We start from the raw sequence: 17,558 nt of genomic DNA, 5'->3' as shown, positions 1-17,558 counted from the left end.
GAGCGGCGCCGGGGGCCGCGCCGCTGGTTCTCGGGGCCTGCCTCCTGGGAGGCGGACGGTGCGGGGACCCGGCGGGTGACCCGGTGCTGGTGCGTCTGTGCAGTTTTCCGCCGGCCGGCCCCGGGCGTCCCCGGAGCCGGCCGTTCTCTCGGGTGACCGGGCTGCTGTCCCCTGCCGTCCGGTCACCTCCCTGGAGCGAGGTCCCACGGCGTGCGGCACGACCCGTACGCCTCATCGCTCCAGCGAGCCACGCGTGGTTCTGTCGGGCCCGCCCCTGGCTGGCACGGACACCCCGCTCAACGAAGCGTCGTGGGGCCGGTCACGCGCCGTACGGGTGAGACGGTGCTCGAACTCAGATGCGACCCCGGCTCAGCTCCAGCAGGGTCATGGCGAGGGCCGTGCCCGGCTTCCCCAGGGCCTCCCGGTAGCGGCCGAGGATCTCCATCTCGCGGGAGAGGTGCACCCGGCGTCCGCCGGCGGCGATGCGGGTCTGCTGGACGACGGCGGAGACGGCCATCCGCTCCTGGATGAGACCGATGATCCGGTCGTCGAGCACGTCGATGCGCTCACGGGCGCCGGAGATGGTCTCTTCCGGGGTGCTGGTCTCTTCCGGGGTGGTGGTGGTCATGTCGGGGCTCCTGGTGAAGGTGGCGGTGGCGCCCCGGAACGGCAGGACCCGGAAAACACAGGCGCCCCGGGCCTGTCGGCCCGGGGCGCCTGGGAAGTCGCTCGGCTGTTCGCTCAAGCAGCACGACCATGGCAGCCGGCGGGCCGGTTGCCATAGGTAAAGACGAAGGTCGCGTGCTGAAGCATGGGCCCAGTATGCCACGGCGAAGTCCGGGACCGCCTCGAAGTCCGGAGGAGGGCTCCCGGTCCGCACCGTTAAACTCGTTGGCACAGACCCCGCCCGACCACCAGAAGGCACCCCGTGTCATCAGCGACTCCCACTGCCGCCACCCCGGACACCGTCCTGGTCGTCGACTTCGGCGCGCAGTACGCCCAGCTCATCGCCCGTCGCGTCCGCGAGGCGCGGGTCTACAGCGAGATCGTGCCGAGCACCATGCCGGTGAAGGAGATGCTCGCCAAGAAGCCCGCGGCGATCATCCTCTCCGGCGGCCCCTCGTCGGTGTACGAGGAGGGCGCCCCCCGCCTCGACCGCGAGATCTTCGACGCCGGCGTTCCCGTCTTCGGCATGTGCTACGGCTTCCAGTTGATGGCCCAGGCCCTCGGTGGCACGGTCGACAACACCGGCGCCCGCGAGTACGGCCGTACCGACCTGCACGTCTCCAAGTCGTCCTCCACCCTCTTCGAGGGCACCCCGGACGAGCAGCACGTGTGGATGTCGCACGGCGACGCGTGCTCCGCCGCCCCCGAGGGCTTCACCGTCACCGCCTCCACGGACGTCGTCCCGGTCGCCGCGTTCGAGGACGACGAGAAGAAGCTCTACGGCGTCCAGTACCACCCCGAGGTCATGCACTCCACGCACGGCCAGCAGGTGCTGGAGCACTTCCTGTATCGCGGCGCGGGCCTGAAGCCGACCTGGACCACGGGCAACGTGATCGAGGAGCAGGTCGAGGCCATCCGCGAGCAGGTCGGCGACAAGCGCGCGATCTGCGGCCTGTCCGGCGGTGTGGACTCCGCCGTCGCCGCCGCCCTCGTCGCCCGCGCCGTCGGCGACCAGCTGACCTGCGTGTACGTCGACCACGGCCTGATGCGCAAGGGCGAGACCGAGCAGGTCGAGAAGGACTTCGTGGCCGCGACCGGCGTCAAGCTGGTCGTCGTGGACGCCGAGGAGCGCTTCCTGGTCGCCCTCAAGGGCGTCACCGACCCCGAGGAGAAGCGCAAGATCATCGGCCGCGAGTTCATCCGCGTCTTCGAGCAGGCGCAGGCGGACATCATCGCCGACGAGGGCCCGGCCGTGGAGTTCCTGGTCCAGGGGACCCTCTATCCGGACGTCGTCGAGTCCGGCGGCGGCACGGGCACCGCGAACATCAAGTCGCACCACAACGTCGGCGGCCTGCCCGAGGACCTCGAGTTCAAGCTGATCGAGCCACTGCGCAAGCTGTTCAAGGACGAGGTCCGGATGGTCGGCCAGGAGCTGGGCCTGCCGGAGGAGATCGTCCAGCGCCAGCCGTTCCCTGGCCCGGGTCTCGGTATCCGGATCGTCGGCGAGGTCACCAAGGAACGCCTGGACCTGCTGCGGGAGGCCGACGCGATCGCCCGTGAGGAGCTGACCGCGGCCGGCCTCGACCGGGACATCTGGCAGTGCCCGGTGGTCCTGCTCGCCGACGTGCGCTCGGTCGGCGTCCAGGGCGACGGCCGCACCTACGGCCACCCGATCGTGCTGCGCCCGGTGTCCTCCGAGGACGCCATGACCGCCGACTGGTCCCGGCTGCCGTACGACGTCCTGGCCCGCATCTCGACCCGGATCACCAACGAGGTCCGGGATGTCAACCGCGTCGTCCTCGACGTCACCTCCAAGCCGCCGGGGACCATCGAGTGGGAGTAGGCCCCGGTGTGCGTGATCAGGTGCGCTTGATCGTGCGCAGGGGCCGACCGGGCGTCCAGACCTCGACGACCAGATACCGGTCGTCCTCGACGTAGGTCCGCACGACCTCCGTCAGCTCGGTACGGAAGAGGTGGAACGGCTCCGGCGGTTCCACCTCTTTCGCGTATCCGGTCTTCCGCTCGCCCCCGACCTCGTACGCCCGCCCCGCGATCCGCACGTCCCCGCCGTCCATGTCCGTGCCCCCGCCCGGGTTCGCCTGGAGCGCGAAGCGCGGGTCGCGGCGCAGGTCGAGGGCCTTGAGCGAGTCCGCCATCATGCCGAGCCACAGCTCGCCGCCGCGGAAGTCGGCCTCGATGCCACTGGTGCGCGGTGAGCCGTCCTTGCGGAGGGTGGCGAGGACATGGTGACGGAAGGCACGGAAGCGCTGCTCGACGATGGCGGCCCGCCCGGGTTCGGCGGTGGTGAAGGCCGCCCAGTTCGCAGGGATCATGTGGAGCAGTGTCACCGGAAAACCCGACATCCCCTGTCGTGTATCCGTCGCGTACGTCATCTTTACAAAAGAGCCCTGCCCTTTTGCGCTGACCGACGGTAATTTCCGGCGCGTACAGCAATTCCAGCGCTGGAGGACCTATGCACGGGCCCACGCCGCCCCTGCCGCTGCCGACCGACCAGCTGCGGTTCGCCATGCCGCCGATGTTCGAGTCGGTCGAGGACGAGCGCAGGCACCGCAAGGAGCGGCTCGCCGGTGCTCTGCGGATCTTCGGGCGGGCCGGGTTCGAGGACGGGGTCTCCGGCCACATCACCGCCCGCGACCCGGAGTTCTCCGACTGCTTCTGGGTCAACCCGTTCGGGATGCCGTTCAAGCACGTCACCGTCAGCGACCTCGTCCTCGCCAACCAGGACGGCCAGGTCGTCGAGGGCCGCTACCACGTCAACCAGGCCGCCTTCACCGTGCACGCCCAGGTGCACGCCGCCCGCCCCGACGTCGTCGCCGTCGCCCACTGCCACTCCGTGCACGGCCGCGCCCTCGCCGCGCTCGGCGAGCTGATCGACCCCATCACCCAGGAGAGCTGCGCCTTCTACGAGGACGTGGCGCTCTACGACGCCTACTCCGGCGTCACCGTCGACATCGAGGAGGGCCGCCGGATCGCCGGGGCGCTCGGCTCCCGCAAGGCGCTCGTGCTGCGCAACCACGGGCTGCTCACCGTCGGCGACTCGGTGGACGCCGCCGCCTGGTGGTTCCTGTCCATGGAGCGGTCCTGCCAGGTGCAGCTGACGGCGAAGGCGGCCGGCCGTCCCGTCCTCATCGATCACAAGCCGGCCGTCGCCACCCGGGAACAACTCGGCGGCGACCTGGTGGCCTGGATCAACTACCAGCCCTTGTGGCAGGACATCAGCCACAGCGAACCGGACCTGCTCGGCTGAGCCCCGTCGGCCCGCTCGGCCGACCCCTCGGCGCCGCCGCCCTGGTCATCGCGAACAGCTCACCGCTGGACGATCTCGCCCCCGCGGAAACTCTTGCAGCCGCGTCAACACGGCGGCCCGTACTTCACCCGCGACGACCCGGCCCATGCGCCGCCGACGGCTCGCCGTAGGGCACAATTCGCTCTCAGCACAGGGGAGTTGCACGGGCGCGAAACCCTCCACCGAGGGCCCGCCGGTCGTGCCGGACGGTTGTGGGGAAGGCGGGCGCCGGTCGTGGCGGTGCAGGACGCGAGACAGGGCACGGATGCCGAGGGGGGCCACGCGGGCGGTTGCGCCTGCGAGGACTGTCCGCACGGCGTCCGGGAGGGACACCGGCGGGCCGTCGCCGCGTTCCTGCGCCGCCGCGACGAGTTCGCGGCCGGGCAGGGCCTGCCGCCGGCGGTGGCGCACTCGGCCTCGGCATCGCGCCAGTGGGTCTCCGAGGAACTGACCCAGCGCGCGGAGGCCCTCGCCGACCGCGCCCGCGCCCAGGGCGGGGCCTGGCTCGCCCGGCTGTGGCGGCGCACGGTGTACGTCGTGTGGGGCGCCGTCCTCGCGCTGCTGCTCGGCGAGGCGCTGACGGCGTTCGACGCCGACTGGTCGGGCGCCCGCACCGCGGCCCTGGCCGCCGCGCTCGTCGTCGCCGGTGCACTCACTGCCGCCTCCTGGTTCCATCGGGCACGTGGCGGGGCGCTGGCCCCGTTGATCGGCGAGGACAACCGCATGTCCACCTCCCGCACCGTCGCCGCCTGCTGGGTGCTGTTCGTCGGCTACGCCGTCCTGCTGCCGGCCGCCCGGCTGGCCGCCGTCTCCGACCACGCCCGACGCGACGCGCTGATCTCCGGCCTCGGCCTCGCGCGCGGCGCGGGAGTGGTGACCGTGCTCGCCGTGGTGTGCGGCATCGCCGTCCTGGTCCGCCGGGTGGTCGGCCTGCGCATCCAGGCCCAGCGGCTGCAGAAGGTCCCGGCGCACCGGCCGCGTGCCGCCGACCTGCTCACCGACGACTCCGGCCGGGGCGCCTTCACCGACATCCAGTACGTCGCGATCAGCGCCGTCGCCCTGCTGTTCGCCGCCGTGCGGCTGGCCCGCCGCCCCGACCAGCTGCCCGACCTGCCCTGGGGGCTGGGCGTCGTGGTGCTGATCTCGGCCGCGACCTACCTGGCCGGCAAGTACGCGGAGGGCGGCCGTCCGGTCGTCCTCTCCGTCGTCCGCGCCCGCGAACCCGGCGACCTGGACGGGCCGATCCGCACCGGTGACGACATCGAGATCCGCGGCGCCGGCTTCGTACCGCCCGGCGCCCAGTGCGCCGACCGGCTCTCCCGCATGGTGGTCCGCATAGGCACCGTCGACGTCCACGTCCCTCTGGTCCCTGTCGCCGGCGGCTTCCGCAACCCCACCGACACGGTCCTCACCGTCCCCGTCCCGGCCGAGGTGGAACCCGGCGCGGTGGAGGTACAGGTGGTCACGGCAGCCGGGGTGGCGACCAATCGGTGCGTCGTCCAGGTCACTGAGTGACGGGGTGGCTGGGGGACGGAGGAGCCGGGTCGCCGGCCGGCGGGGTGGCCCGGGGCAAGCGGGCGGCTGACGGAGTGGGCGGGGGTAAGCGGCCGGGCGGCCCGGTGACGGGTGGTAGGCCGGCCGGGTGGCTGGGTGGGCGGGGGTAAGCGGCCGGGTGACGGGGTGGCCGGACCAGGTGGCCGGTGTCCGGGTGTCCCAGTGGCCGGGGCCGGTCGGGTCGGTCAGTCGCAGGCCCAGGTCGGTCGGTTCCGGCGACTCCCCGCGACAGATCCCGGCCCGCGCCGGCGGCGTCCTGTGCCTCCCTTCGGCCTCTTCCTCCTAGGAGCCGATATCCGGAAAAACGGCCGGGTTTGGATTGAACTGCGCCCCGTCGTCGTACGTATGGTCAAGTGCGGGGTGGGACGACGGGCGAGAGGTGGCGGGCGATGATGACTCACGGCATGCGGACGGACACGCACATGGACCGACTGAACGGCCGTGGTCTGCGGGACACGGCCACCCACTACGCTCTCCTTCCGCTGCGTGTCTTCCTCGGGGTCACCTTCGTCTACGCCGGACTGGACAAACTCACCAGCAGCTCCTTCCTGAATTCCGGCGGCGCCGGGTCCATCGGTGACACCATGCGCTCGGCCCGCGACTCGGCCGCCATTCCGGCCCTGGTCGATCTGGCCTTGAAGGCCCCGGTCGGCTTCGGCTACGCCATCGCCCTCGGTGAACTGGCCGTCGGCATCGGCACCCTCCTCGGTCTGCTCGGCCGGCTGGCAGCGCTCGGCGGCGCGCTGATCTCTTTCAGCCTGTGGATGACGGTCAGCTGGGCGACGACCCCCTACTACTACGGCAACGACCTCGCCTATCTCATGGCCTGGATCCCCCTGGTCCTCGCCGGCGCCCCCTATCTCTCCGTCGACGCGGCCTGGCGGTCCCGCCGCCGACGGCATCTGGGCGGCTACTGACACCGACGGTCTGTCGCCCGGCCGACGACGCGGGCCGCCCGTCCGGCGCCCGGCCCCGGCGCCTGCTCGCCGGAGTTGCCGGCGGGATCGGCCCGTATGGCAGCGGGCGCCACCGCGGGGCTGTGGCCCGCACCTGCGGCGAGTGCCTACCCGTTCTCGGTGTCGACCCGTCTGCGTACGGCCCGGGCCACCGCCGCCGTGGCCCCGGCGAGGAACAGGCCACCCACGACCAGCGGAACCACCGCGAACCACGGCGTCTCCCACAACCCGCCCGCGTCCCCCGCGTAGACCACCCCCGTGCCGGTGAGAAAGAGCCCGGCGACCAGCTTCCCCGGCTGGAACTCATGACGCAGCACGGCTGACCTCCACCTGTCCCAGACCGACCCCGAGCCTGAGGTCCAGCGTGCCGGCGTTCTTGACGCCCGCGGCCGGTGTCAGCGTCACGTTCCTGAGCCTGCGCGGCTGCACGTCCACGTCCTTCCTGTTGTCCCCCGGCAACCGGATGTCGCCGACACCCACCTCGATGTTCATCCGCACGGTCGTGTCCGTCGGCACGATCACCTTCAACTGCCCGGCACCCACATGGGCGTCCGTCGTGGCCGTCCGGCCCCTGCCCGGACGCACCCGGCTCAGGTCCAGCGTGCCGCGGCCGGTGCCGAGGTCGTACGCCGGCCGCAGCTGCGCCGCCGCGGCGGGACTCCAGGAGGTGTCTCTCCAGTGGGTGGTGATGTCCCTCGGCAGGGCCGCCGTCCCGGCGAGCAGGACCGCCGTGACGATCGCCAGGAACACCGTCCCGGCTCCCGTACGCCCGAGGAACGCGCTGACCGCGAGACCCAGGCCGAACACCGCCAGCGCGCACGCCAGACCGGTCTGCAGGCTGGTGCCCAGCGGATGCGTGTCCCAGGTCAGCCCGGTGCCCAGGCCGCCCGCCACCAGGGCGAGCAGGAGCACCCAGCCGCCGATCCAGCGCGGGCCGCGCGGTCTCGGGGGCGCCGCGGGTCGCGGCTGCGGGGAGCCCTGGTGGCCGTGGTGCGTCCAGGGGATGGCGATGCCGACGTCGACCACCGAGGTGAGATCCCGGGCGCGGGCGTCGCCGGGCCCCCACAGATAGCCGGTGCCACCGACATGGGTGCCGTCCTTGACGATCGGGTCCCGCCACCACGAGGGATAGATGTCGACGACCGGCGGCGCCTGGGCCTCAGGCGGCGCGTCCGCGGCGGCCTGGGCGGCGAGCAGGTCGGGGCCGGGGGCGCCGCGGCGCCGCGACCAGTACCCGGCGGCCGCCAGCAGCAGGGAGAGCACCACGGCGAAGGCCAGCACGCCGCCGTTTCTCAGCATGGTCAGGAAGATTCCGCAGCCGACCAGGGCGAACAGCACTGCGGCGAGCGCCTGCCCGTCGACCCGGCCGGTCAGCAGCTTGCGGACCTCGTTCTCCTCCTCGTCCTCGTACGGCACCAGCAGCCAGGCGAAGCCGTAGAAGATGAGGCCGATGCCGCCGGTCGCGGACAGCACGGCCAGGGTGATCCGGAAGATCACCGGGTCCACGTCTGTGTGCCGACCGAGGCCCGCGCACACGCCCGCGATCATCTTGTGCCCGCGGTCGCGCCGGAACCGCCCCGGGACTCCGGCGGGCTGCTCCTGCTCCTGCTCCTTGTCCCTGCCCCGCTGCTGTGCACCGGTGTGCGTGCCGGCGCCGGCCGCTCCCGATGTCCTCGTCGCGGCGGACGCGGCATCCGTCGGCCCGGTGCCCGGGGCCGGGCGCGGGCCGGAGCCGGGTCCCGGACCCGTCGCGGCGTGCTCGTGATCCGTCATGCGTCCATGGTGACGGGCCGGCCGCCGCCGCGTCAGTCGGGACGACCCTGGGCGAACCCTGAATTCGGCCCTGACGCGGTCCAGGGAACCCCGCGAGCGGCGCCCGGCCGCCTCGGCCGGACGCTCCCCGCCCGGCCCCGAAGAAGATCAGGGACGTCTGGGGGCCGACCCTGATGCCTGGCCCCGCCGGGCATGTGACCATCGTTGGCATGCCGGAAGCCGCAAGCCTCCCCCTCGACGACCCGCGGCCGCCGCGCAAGCTCTACCGCAGCAGTGACGGACGCTGGCTCGGTGGAGTGGCGCGGGGCCTCGCCGGGCATCTCGGGCTGCCCGTGATCTGGGTGCGGCTGGCCTTCGTCGGCCTGTTCATGGCCAACGGTCTCGGCGCGCTGCTGTACGCGGCGTTCTGGTTCTTCGTTCCGCTCGGCGTCGGCGGCGTCGGTGCCCACAAGCCGCCGGTCGCCGCGGAGGCCGTGCCCAGCGGACGGCGCAGACTCGTGACCCGCAAGCCGGACCGCGGGCAGATCGTCGCGCTGCTGCTCATGGTCATCGTGTCCATCGTGTTCGTGGGCAGTGTGAACCTGACCGGCGCGGCCAAGGCGTATCTGCTGCCCGCCGTCCTCGTCGCGGCCGGTGTCGCCCTCGTCTGGCGTCAGGCGGACAACGCCCGCCGCGCCCGCTGGGTCGAGGTCGGCCGTCGGCGGCGCACCCTCACCCTGGTGCGCGCGGCCGCCGGCGTTCTGCTCGTCACGGCCGGTGTCTCCGCCGTGTTCTGGCTCCAGGGCTCGACCGCTCACCTCGGCGCCGTCCTGCAGGCCGCGCTCGCCGTCGTCGTCGGCATCACCCTGCTCGCCGGCCCGTATCTGGTCCGGATGACCCAGGACCTCTCCGAGGAGCGCCTGATGCGCATCCGCGCCCAGGAGCGGGCGGAGGTCGCCGCGCACGTGCACGACTCGGTGCTGCACACCCTCACCCTGATACAGCGCAACGCCGACAACGCGAACGAGGTGCGTCGTCTCGCCCGCGCCCAGGAGCGCGACCTGCGCACCTGGCTGTACAAACCGGAGGGCACCGGCAAGGACGAGGCCGACGAGCCGGACACCGTCGCCGAGGCGGTGCGGCGCAACGCCGCCGAGGTGGAGGACAAGCACGGCGTGCCCATCGAGGTCGTCGTGGTCGGCGACTGCCCGCTGGACGAGAGGACCGGCGCGCAGATGCAGGCGGCGCGCGAGGCGATGGTGAACGCCGCCAAGTACGGTGGCGAGGGCGGCGCCGTACAGGTCTATGCCGAAGTCGAGGGGAAGACGGTCTTCGTGTCCGTGCGCGACCGGGGGCCCGGCTTCGACCTCGACTCGATACCCGCCGACCGCATGGGCGTCAGAGAATCGATCATCGGCCGCATGGAGCGCAACGGCGGCACGGCCCGGCTGCGGTCGGTGCCGGGCGGCGGCACGGAGGTCGAGTTGGAGATGGAGAGGGCGGAGAAGACGTCATGAGCGACGCGACCGAGGCGAACGGCACGGCTGGAGCCCCGCAGGCGCCCGGGACCGGGGCCGCCGACAGCGGCGCGGGCGGACGGCACGTACGGGTGGTGCTCGTGGACGACCACCGGATGTTCCGCACCGGCGTCCAGGCAGAGATCGGGCAGACCGCCGAGACCGGCGTGGAGGTGGTCGGCGAGGCCGCGGACGTCGACCAGGCGGTCACCGTCATCACCGTCACCCGGCCCGAGGTGGTCCTCCTCGACGTCCATCTGCCGGGCGGCGGCGGGGTCGAAGTGCTGCGCCGGTGCGCGCCTTTGACGGCGGACGCCGAGCGGCCCGTCCGGTTTCTCGCGCTGTCGGTGTCGGACGCGGCGGAGGACGTGATCGGGGTCATCCGCGGCGGCGCCCGCGGCTATGTGACCAAGACCATCACCGGTACCGATCTGGTCGACTCCATCTTCCGTGTGCAGGAGGGCGACGCCGTCTTCTCCCCGCGGCTGGCCGGGTTCGTCCTGGACGCCTTCGCCTCCACCGACGCCCCGCCCGTGGACGAGGACCTGGACCGCCTCACCCAGCGCGAGCGCGAGGTGCTGCGGCTGATCGCCCGTGGCTACGCCTACAAGGAGATCGCCAAGCAGCTGTTCATCTCCGTGAAGACGGTCGAGTCCCATGTCTCGGCGGTCCTGCGCAAGCTCCAGCTGTCCAACCGCCATGAACTGACCCGCTGGGCGACGGCCCGCCGGCTGGTCTGACCTCGCCGGGTCCCTGCCCGGTCGTCCCTCACGCCACCCGGGTCGCCCCCGCGAAAGGCATGAGGTCGACCGGGGCCAGCCGGACCGGTGCCGAGGGGTTCGGTGCGTGGATGATCTGCCCGTTGCCCACGTAGATGCCGACGTGGCTGATCCCGGAGTAGTAGAAGACCAGGTCTCCGGGCTGGAGTTCGGAGCGGGAGACGCGACGGCCCGCGTTGATCTGGGCGTAGGTGGTGCGGGGCAGGGAGACGCCGGCGGAGCGGTAGGCGGCCTGGACCAGGCCCGAGCAGTCGAAGGCGTTGGGGCCGGCAGCGCCCCACACGTAGGGGCTGCCGAGCTTGGCGTAGGCGTAGGCGATGGCCTCGGCGGCACGTGCGTTCGGGGCCGCGGCCGACCCGGCCTGTTCCAGCGCGCCCCGGGCGTCCGAGGCCGAGCGGGAAGCGCGCCCCGGCGCGGTTCCGTCCGCACCGGTGATCTCGGTGCGCTGCCGCGGAGTGAGCCGGGCCAGCAACCGCCGGGCCTCGTCCAGCTTGCCGGTGATCGTCTGCTTCTGCCGCCGCAGTTCGGCCTGCCGGGACCGCAGCGACGTCAGCTCGACGCGGGCGGCGCCGCGCAACTGCTCGATCTCCCGCAGCTCTTCGCGCACCCGGGACATGGCGGCGCTCTCGCGGTCACCGGCCCGCTCCGCGAACGCGGCGTCGTCCAGGTACCGGTCGGGGTCGCCGGACAGGGCGAGCTGCCAGGCCGGCGCGAAGCCGCCCTCGCGGTACTGCGCCGCCGCGACCGAACCGAGCGCGTCCCGGGCCGTGTCGAGCTTCTCCTGCTTGCGTGCGGTCTCGTCGCGCAGCGCGTTCAGCCGCCGCTGAGCGGTGTCCGCCCGCTCCTTGGTGCCGTCGTATTTCTCGGTCGCGGTCTCGGCCTCCTGGTACAGCTTGTCGACCTCGGCCTTCACCTGTGCCGGCGTCAGCTGCGGCTCGGCGTGTCCGGTGCCGTCGAACCCCGTCGCGGTGGCCGCGCCGGCCAGGGCGAGGGTGGCGGCCGTCCGGGCCGTACGGCCGCCGATCGAGTGGTGCCGGGGCTTGCGGTGCGCTGCCACCTGGGCCGTCACGTCCTTCCGTACGACTCGCACGACGAGGGGTCCGGCGTCCGGCGGCGGCCCGTACAGGGGCAGCGGGCCACCGCCGGACCCTTCTCGGCGGTGGTGGCCGACGGCCGCCCCTGGCCCGGGCGGCGGTGGGGAGTCGGTCACCTGGGGGAGGACGCTAGGCCCGTCTGTGACGAGTTGGTAACGCGTGTACGAAACTGGTCCCGACGGACCGGGGAGTGACCGTATGTGACCGCATTGCCGTGCAGCGCCGGTCGCCTTCACACAGCGTGGTGACCGAAGCGCGGAAAGCGGGACAGGCGGTAGGCGTGGGGTGCTATGGGGCGCATATATGCAAGATTACTCACGCGCCTGCCGACCGCTGCGGCCGGGGCCGGTGGCAGGGGGCTCCGGGGCCCCTGGCTAGGCTCCGGGCCATGGACGCACTCATCCATCTCTTCGTCGGCCTGCACATCATCGGCATCGCCGCGCTGCTCGGCGGTTTCCTCACCCAGATGAAGGCGATGGGCCAGGGCACGGCCCGGTTCGTGCCCGGGATGCTGCACGGCGCGCTGACCATGCTGGTCACCGGCGTGGCCCTGGTCGGCCTCAACCAGGCTGACGGCCACCACGTCGACACCATCAAGATCGGTACCAAGCTGGCGCTGCTGATCGTGATCCTCGGACTGGTCTATGTGAAGCGCGACGAGGAGAAGATCGACAAGGGCATGTTCGGGCTGGTCGGCACACTGACCATGGCGAACGTCTTCATCGCCGTCCTGTGGACCTGACGCTCACCCGTCACCGCCGGCGGCGGCCGCGAGCACCGCACCTGCGGCGACCACGAGCCACGCCGCCACCGAGACCCACAGCAGCAACCGCCCCGGCCAGGTGAGCCAGGGGACGCCGACCGCGGACACGACGGACAGCACCGCCACCGCCGTCATCCCCATCGGGAACACCGTCGCCCAGCGCTGTACGTGATAGCCGCGCCGGGGACACGCCGCCTCGGCGGCCACCAGCACGACGTACCAGACGAGGTCCAGCACCAGCAGGACGACCGTCACGGTGCGCAGCGTGCCGCGGTCGTCGCCGTTCCAGAGGTACAGGCCCGTGTCCCCGGCCGCCAGCAGTCTGGCCCCCGCCAGCGCCGAGATCGCGAGCGCCCCGCCCGCGACCCAGTGGTCGCCCGCCCCCTCCAGCAGCTGCCGTGCGTCGAAGCGGGCCAGTACGACGCCGTAGAGCACCAGACCCAGCCAGAACACCACCAGCGCGGTGTGCGCGAGCCACGCCGTCCGCTCGGCCGCGGCCAGCGTGGCGGCCAGTACGACGAGGCCCTCCGTGGCCACACAGCACAGGAACACCGCGCCGGACATGCGCCGCCTCCAGCGCCGTACGACCAGGAACAGCAGCACCGGCCAGAGCAGCGCGGCGAGGGCCAGCAGGGCCTCGGCCGTGGTCTGCCAGCCCAGGGCGGACATCCGGGTGCCCAGCACCGTGGTCGCGGCGACGGAGGTGAGCGCGCCCGGGCCCTCCGCTTCGGCCATCCAGCGGGACGGCTCGGCGACCAGCCGCAGCACGAAGGCGGCGGCCAGCGCGACCCAGGCCACCCAGGCCAGCGCCAACGCCGCTCGGGAAAGGATCTCGGCGCCGGTCAGATGCAGGCCCATCGACAGGGTGCCGGTCGCCATCACCGCGGACCCGGCCGCGGGGGACCGCTCCGCCCCCCACGCGCGCAGACCTGAAATGCCGGGCATGTGCCGATGCTAGGGAGCCGCGGCGCCCCGCCCGGGAAGGGCGCGCGGGGGGAGGGGAAAACGCCTGCACGCGCGTGATGGACGTGAGAACAACGGCCACGCGCGCGTGCGGACGGAGCATGCCCGTACCGCGCCTGGGGTGCACGCGGACCGGGCCGGTCAGCCGGGGCGCACCACGCTGTGGATGATCGACTCGCCGCCGTAGTAGATGGACTCCTCGCGGACGTACGCGCCCGGCTTCGGCGCGTGGATCATCATGCCGTTGCCGATGTAGATGCCGACGTGGCTGATGTCGTCGTAGAAGAAGATCAGATCACCCGGCCGCGCGTCGGTCAGCGAGACCGTGGTGCCTGCATCGACCTGGTCGTACGTGGTACGCGGAAGGGTGACGCCGGCGGCCTTCCAGGCGGCCTGGGTGAGACCGGAGCAGTCGTAGGAGTCCGGGCCGGTGGCGCCCCACACATAGGGCTTGCCGATCTGCGCACGGGCGAAGGCGATCGCCTTCTCGGCCTTCGTGTCGTACGAGCCGGCTGTCGTGGACCCGGCCGAGCCGGAGCCCGACCCCGTCGGCGAGGACGACGAGGACGAGCCGGTCTGCTGCTGAGCCGCCTGCCGCTTCGCCAGCTCGGCCGCCTTGCGTGCCGCCTCCTGCTGCTTCTCCCGCTCGATGGCGGCCAGCCGCGCCTTCTCCTGGGCCGTCAGCGACGACAGCAGCTCGCGCGCGGAGGCCAGTTTCTGCTGCACGGTGGCCTTGGCGGTCTGCAACTCGTGCTGCGACGCGTCCAGCGTCCGCAGGCCTTCCGCGGCCTGCCGCCGATCCTTCATCGTCGCGGCCTGCTCGCCGATGTAGGCGTCCACCGCGCTCTTCTCCCGCGAGGTCAGCCGGTTCATGAGCTGGCTCTGGTCGAAGTAGTCCTGCGGGTCGTTCGCCAGCAGGAAGGTGGCCGTGTCGGGAGCGGCGGCACCGGTGCGGTACTGGGCCGCGGCGAAGGAACCCAGCTCGTCGCGGGCCTTGTTGAGGCGCTCGGTGCGCCGGGCGAGCTCGTCGCGGAGAGCGTCCACACGTCCCCGCTGCCGGCCGGTCCGCTCCTTGGCCGCGTCGTACTTCTCGGTCGCCGACTCCGCCTGGCGGTAGAGGTCGTCGACCTTCTTCTCGACCTCCTCCAGGCTGGGCTTGTCGTGATCGGCTCTCGGGGCGGCCTCGGCGGTCTGCGAGAACACGGCCATGGAGGTGAGGGCTGCGGTGGCGAGGGCGGGGGTGCGGAGGCCCGCTCCAGAGGTCCCGCCGGGGCGCGGCTTGCGGTGCGACGCCAAGGAGGCGACTCCTTCCAATGGGCCGCCTACCGGGTTAGCTGTCGGGTTCGGGCGGCGGTTCGGAAGGGTTGCCCTACGGCGTCGTCCCGTCGGGAGTCGGCCGATTCACCCCGGGATCGGTTGGGTCCCCGGCTCCGGGCGCCGCGGGGCGCGCCGGACTCGGCGGAGGCCGCGCACGCGGCCCGACGGCAACCTAGCCAACTCGTGTGACTAGTGTGAAGGTTGGTGCGTGATATGTCCGATACATTTTTGTGATCCGACGCCGGGATCACCGCGATGTCATCGGGTGATTCCGCAGGGTGAGGGGACTCGCGTGCCTCCTGTGACGGCCGTCTTTCCGGGACGGCGACCGGTTGTCGGCGGGGCGCCCTAGACTCGTAGAGCGATGAGCAGCCTCTTTGACGACAGCTTCCTGGCGGACCTCCAGGCCCCTCGCGGGCACGAGGGGGAACCTCCGCCGCCGCCCGAGGACGATCACACTCCGGAGCCGCTGCCGGACGATCTGTTCGGTGGGAAGTTCGACACGCCGCCGGACCGGGACACCCACTACCGCGACGGCGCCCCGCGCCCCGTCCTCGACGCGGCGGCCCTGCTGGAAGGGCTGAACGACAACCAGCGCGCCGCGGTCCGGCACGCCGGCTCCCCGCTGCTCATCGTCGCCGGTGCGGGCTCCGGCAAGACCCGCGTGCTCACCCACCGCATCGCCCACCTGCTCGCCGAGCGGAACGTGCACCCGGGCCAGATCCTCGCGATCACCTTCACGAACAAGGCAGCGGGCGAGATGAAGGAGCGTGTCGAGCAGCTCGTCGGCCCGCGCGCGAACGCGATGTGGGTGATGACCTTCCACAGCGCGTGCGTGCGCATCCTGCGCCGCGAGAGCAAGAAGCTCGGCTTCACCTCCAGTTTCTCCATCTACGACGCCGCCGACAGCAAGCGCCTGATGGCACTGGTCTGCCGCGACCTGGACCTCGACCCCAAGCGCTTCCCGCCGAAGTCCTTCAGTGCGAAGATCAGCAATCTGAAGAACGAGCTGATCGACGAGGAGGACTTCGCCGCCCAGGCCACCGACGGTTTCGAGAAGACTCTCGCCCAGGCCTATGCGCTCTACCAGTCACGCCTCCGCGAGGCGAACGCGCTCGACTTCGACGACCTGATCATGACGACGGTCAACCTGCTGCGCGCCTTCCCGGACGTCGCAGAGCACTACCGCCGTCGCTTCCGGCACGTGCTGGTCGACGAGTACCAGGACACCAACCACGCCCAGTACGCGCTCGTCCGCGAGCTGGTGGGCACCGGCGAGCGCGACGAGAACACCCCGCCCGGGGAGTACGACATCCCGCCCGCCGAACTGTGCGTCGTCGGTGACGCGGACCAGTCGATCTACGCCTTCCGTGGCGCGACGATCCGCAACATCCTCCAGTTCGAGGAGGACTACCCGAACGCGACGACGATCCTGCTGGAGCAGAACTACCGCTCCACGCAGACCATCCTGTCGGCCGCCAACGCGGTCATCGAGCGCAACGAGTCCCGCCGTCCGAAGAACCTGTGGACCAACGCGGGCCGGGGCGCCCGGATCACCGGCTACGTCGCCGACACCGAGCACGACGAGGCGCAGTTCGTCGCCGACGAGATAGACCGCCTGGTCGACGCGGGCGAGGCCAAGGCCGGTGACGTCGCCGTCTTCTACCGCACCAACGCCCAGTCCCGTGTGTTCGAAGAGGTCTTCATCCGCGTCGGCCTGCCCTACAAGGTCGTCGGCGGCGTCCGCTTCTACGAGCGCAAGGAGGTCCGGGACGTCCTGGCCTACCTGCGCGTACTCGCCAACCCCGAGGACTCGGTGCCGCTGCGCCGCATCCTCAACGTGCCCAAGCGGGGCATCGGGGAGCGTGCGGAGGCGATGATCGACGCCCTCGCCCAGCGCGAGAAGATCAGCTTCCCGCAGGCGCTCAAGCGCGTGGACGAGGCGTACGGCATGGCCGCGCGCTCGTCCAACGCCGTCAAGCGGTTCAACACGCTGATGGAGGACCTGCGCACCATCGTCGAGTCGGGCGCGGGACCGGCCACCGTGCTGGAGGCCGTCCTCGAACGCACCGGCTACCTCGCCGAGTTGCAGGCCTCCACCGACCCGCAGGACGAGACCCGTATCGAGAACCTCCAGGAACTCGCGGCCGTGGCCCTGGAGTTCGAGCAGGAGCGCGGCGAGGGAGAGGCCGGCACGCTCGCCGACTTCCTGGAGCAGGTCGCCCTGGTCGCCGACTCCGACCAGATCCCGGACGACGAAGAGGGCGACGGCGTCATCACCCTGATGACCCTGCACACCGCCAAGGGTCTGGAGTTCCCGGTCGTCTTCCTGACCGGCATGGAGGACGGCGTCTTCCCGCACATGCGCGCCCTCGGCCAGACCAAGGAGCTGGAGGAGGAGCGCCGCCTGGCTTACGTCGGCATCACACGCGCGCGGGAGCGGCTCTACCTCACGCGCTCGGCGATGCGCAGCGCCTGGGGACAGCCGTCGTACAACCCTCCTTCCCGCTTCCTGGAGGAGATCCCGGCCACCCATGTGGACTGGAAGCGGACGGGAGCGGCGGCGCCGGTGTCCTCCGGTCCGGCCGCCGGGATCGCGGCCTCGCTGTCGTCGTCCCGTTCGCGTTCGTCCGCGTCGGGCGCGTCCGGGTTCGCCACCCGGCGCACCACGGACAAGCCGGTGGTCGCGCTGGCCGTCGGCGACCGGGTCACGCACGACCAGTTCGGGCTCGGCACGGTCGTCGCCGTGAAGGGCACGGGCGCCAACGCGGAGGCGACGATCGACTTCGGCGACGCCAAGCCCAAGCGGCTGCTGCTGCGGTACGCGCCGGTGGAGAAGCTCTAGACACGCGTGAGCCCCGCCGGACGGGCGGGGCTCGGCCGCGGAACC

Annotated in this window: 15 protein-coding genes and 1 riboswitch; of the genes, 8 read left to right on the top strand and 7 right to left on the bottom strand. The window is 72.0% G+C overall.

Annotated features, from left to right (window positions below):
* Positions 1-352: 352 nt before the first annotated feature.
* Entirely contained in the window at positions 353-628 is a 276-nt protein-coding gene (locus tag AC5WRT_RS03810) for a chorismate mutase (RefSeq protein WP_496092972.1), read from the bottom strand.
* A 300-nt stretch (positions 629-928) separates the two neighbouring features.
* On the opposite strand from AC5WRT_RS03810, the gene guaA reads away from it, so the two are divergent.
* Entirely contained in the window at positions 929-2,509 is a 1,581-nt protein-coding gene (gene guaA, locus AC5WRT_RS03805) for a glutamine-hydrolyzing GMP synthase (RefSeq protein WP_496092971.1), read from the top strand.
* A gap of 16 nt (positions 2,510-2,525) precedes the next feature.
* Here guaA and AC5WRT_RS03800 read toward each other — a convergent pair whose 3' ends face one another.
* Positions 2,526-2,999: a pyridoxamine 5'-phosphate oxidase family protein gene (locus AC5WRT_RS03800; RefSeq protein ID WP_496092970.1), complete on the bottom strand. Its 474-nt coding sequence runs from the start codon at positions 2,997-2,999 to the stop codon at positions 2,526-2,528.
* A 140-nt stretch (positions 3,000-3,139) separates the two neighbouring features.
* Between AC5WRT_RS03800 and AC5WRT_RS03795 the strand changes: the two genes are divergently transcribed.
* The 3 genes from AC5WRT_RS03795 (at position 3,140) to AC5WRT_RS03785 (ending at position 6,444) form a co-directional block, all read left to right on the top strand.
* Complete coding sequence (locus tag AC5WRT_RS03795; protein ID WP_496092969.1) at positions 3,140-3,934, top strand: class II aldolase/adducin family protein; 795 nt, start codon at positions 3,140-3,142, stop codon at positions 3,932-3,934.
* Positions 3,935-4,207: 273 nt separating this feature from the next.
* On the top strand, positions 4,208-5,488 hold the full coding sequence (locus tag AC5WRT_RS03790) for a hypothetical protein (RefSeq protein WP_496092968.1): 1,281 nt from the start codon (positions 4,208-4,210) through the stop codon (positions 5,486-5,488).
* Between the two features lie 431 nt (positions 5,489-5,919).
* On the top strand, positions 5,920-6,444 hold the full coding sequence (locus tag AC5WRT_RS03785) for a DoxX family membrane protein (protein ID WP_496099943.1): 525 nt from the start codon (positions 5,920-5,922) through the stop codon (positions 6,442-6,444).
* Between the two features lie 146 nt (positions 6,445-6,590).
* On the opposite strand, the gene AC5WRT_RS03780 is transcribed toward AC5WRT_RS03785, so the two are convergent.
* Positions 6,591-6,800, bottom strand: a complete 210-nt coding sequence (locus AC5WRT_RS03780) for a hypothetical protein (protein WP_496099923.1) — start codon at positions 6,798-6,800, stop codon at positions 6,591-6,593.
* Positions 6,787-8,256: a PspC domain-containing protein gene (locus AC5WRT_RS03775; protein ID WP_496099922.1), complete on the bottom strand. Its 1,470-nt coding sequence runs from the start codon at positions 8,254-8,256 to the stop codon at positions 6,787-6,789. The genes AC5WRT_RS03780 and AC5WRT_RS03775 overlap by 14 nt, the downstream gene beginning before the upstream one ends.
* Positions 8,257-8,465: 209 nt before the next feature.
* Here AC5WRT_RS03775 and AC5WRT_RS03770 point away from each other — a divergent pair, with 209 nt between their 5' ends.
* Together AC5WRT_RS03770 and AC5WRT_RS03765 are read left to right on the top strand one after the other, a co-directional pair.
* On the top strand, positions 8,466-9,752 hold the full coding sequence (locus AC5WRT_RS03770; RefSeq protein ID WP_496092965.1) for an ATP-binding protein: 1,287 nt from the start codon (positions 8,466-8,468) through the stop codon (positions 9,750-9,752).
* Positions 9,749-10,492, top strand: a complete 744-nt coding sequence (locus tag AC5WRT_RS03765) for a LuxR C-terminal-related transcriptional regulator (protein ID WP_496092964.1) — start codon at positions 9,749-9,751, stop codon at positions 10,490-10,492. The genes AC5WRT_RS03770 and AC5WRT_RS03765 overlap by 4 nt, the downstream gene beginning before the upstream one ends.
* Before the next feature lie 28 nt (positions 10,493-10,520).
* Here AC5WRT_RS03765 and AC5WRT_RS03760 read toward each other — a convergent pair whose 3' ends face one another.
* Positions 10,521-11,588 (bottom strand): C40 family peptidase, encoded by a 1,068-nt coding sequence (locus AC5WRT_RS03760; protein ID WP_496099942.1) that lies wholly within the window; start codon positions 11,586-11,588, stop codon positions 10,521-10,523.
* A 425-nt stretch (positions 11,589-12,013) separates the two neighbouring features.
* Between AC5WRT_RS03760 and AC5WRT_RS03755 the strand changes: the two genes are divergently transcribed.
* Positions 12,014-12,367: a hypothetical protein gene (locus tag AC5WRT_RS03755; protein WP_496092963.1), complete on the top strand. Its 354-nt coding sequence runs from the start codon at positions 12,014-12,016 to the stop codon at positions 12,365-12,367.
* 3 nt (positions 12,368-12,370) lie between these two features.
* Here AC5WRT_RS03755 and AC5WRT_RS03750 read toward each other — a convergent pair whose 3' ends face one another.
* Both AC5WRT_RS03750 and AC5WRT_RS03745 read right to left on the bottom strand, forming a co-directional pair.
* Positions 12,371-13,333, bottom strand: coding sequence for a tellurite resistance/C4-dicarboxylate transporter family protein (locus AC5WRT_RS03750; protein ID WP_496092962.1), 963 nt, complete (start codon positions 13,331-13,333; stop codon positions 12,371-12,373).
* A 159-nt stretch (positions 13,334-13,492) separates the two neighbouring features.
* Positions 13,493-14,647, bottom strand: a complete 1,155-nt coding sequence (locus AC5WRT_RS03745) for a C40 family peptidase (RefSeq protein WP_496099921.1) — start codon at positions 14,645-14,647, stop codon at positions 13,493-13,495.
* 6 nt (positions 14,648-14,653) lie between these two features.
* A riboswitch (cyclic di-AMP (ydaO/yuaA leader) is annotated at positions 14,654-14,822 on the bottom strand.
* 210 nt (positions 14,823-15,032) lie between these two features.
* Between AC5WRT_RS03745 and pcrA the strand changes: the two genes are divergently transcribed.
* Entirely contained in the window at positions 15,033-17,513 is a 2,481-nt protein-coding gene (gene pcrA / locus AC5WRT_RS03740) for a DNA helicase PcrA (RefSeq protein ID WP_496092960.1), read from the top strand.
* Positions 17,514-17,558: the final 45 nt, after the last annotated feature.

The organism is Streptomyces sp. NTD91 (genome assembly GCF_059510455.1).
This window is presented reverse-complemented; position numbering and strand designations above follow the sequence as displayed.

What these genes read in the sequence shown, in the direction of transcription:
- AC5WRT_RS03770 (WP_496092965.1), top strand. Translation starts at nt 8,466, where the DNA reads ATGCCGGAAGCCGCAAGCCTCCCCCTCGACGACCCGCGGCCGCCGCGC.
- AC5WRT_RS03775 (WP_496099922.1), bottom strand. Translation starts at nt 8,256, where the DNA reads ATGACGGATCACGAGCACGCCGCGACGGGTCCGGGACCCGGCTCCGGC.
- AC5WRT_RS03795 (WP_496092969.1), top strand. Translation starts at nt 3,140, where the DNA reads ATGCACGGGCCCACGCCGCCCCTGCCGCTGCCGACCGACCAGCTGCGG.
- pcrA (WP_496092960.1), top strand. Translation starts at nt 15,033, where the DNA reads ATGAGCAGCCTCTTTGACGACAGCTTCCTGGCGGACCTCCAGGCCCCT.
- AC5WRT_RS03765 (WP_496092964.1), top strand. Translation starts at nt 9,749, where the DNA reads ATGAGCGACGCGACCGAGGCGAACGGCACGGCTGGAGCCCCGCAGGCG.
- AC5WRT_RS03800 (WP_496092970.1), bottom strand. Translation starts at nt 2,999, where the DNA reads ATGATCCCTGCGAACTGGGCGGCCTTCACCACCGCCGAACCCGGGCGG.
- AC5WRT_RS03755 (WP_496092963.1), top strand. Translation starts at nt 12,014, where the DNA reads ATGGACGCACTCATCCATCTCTTCGTCGGCCTGCACATCATCGGCATC.
- AC5WRT_RS03750 (WP_496092962.1), bottom strand. Translation starts at nt 13,333, where the DNA reads ATGCCCGGCATTTCAGGTCTGCGCGCGTGGGGGGCGGAGCGGTCCCCC.
- AC5WRT_RS03810 (WP_496092972.1), bottom strand. Translation starts at nt 628, where the DNA reads ATGACCACCACCACCCCGGAAGAGACCAGCACCCCGGAAGAGACCATC.
- AC5WRT_RS03785 (WP_496099943.1), top strand. Translation starts at nt 5,920, where the DNA reads ATGACTCACGGCATGCGGACGGACACGCACATGGACCGACTGAACGGC.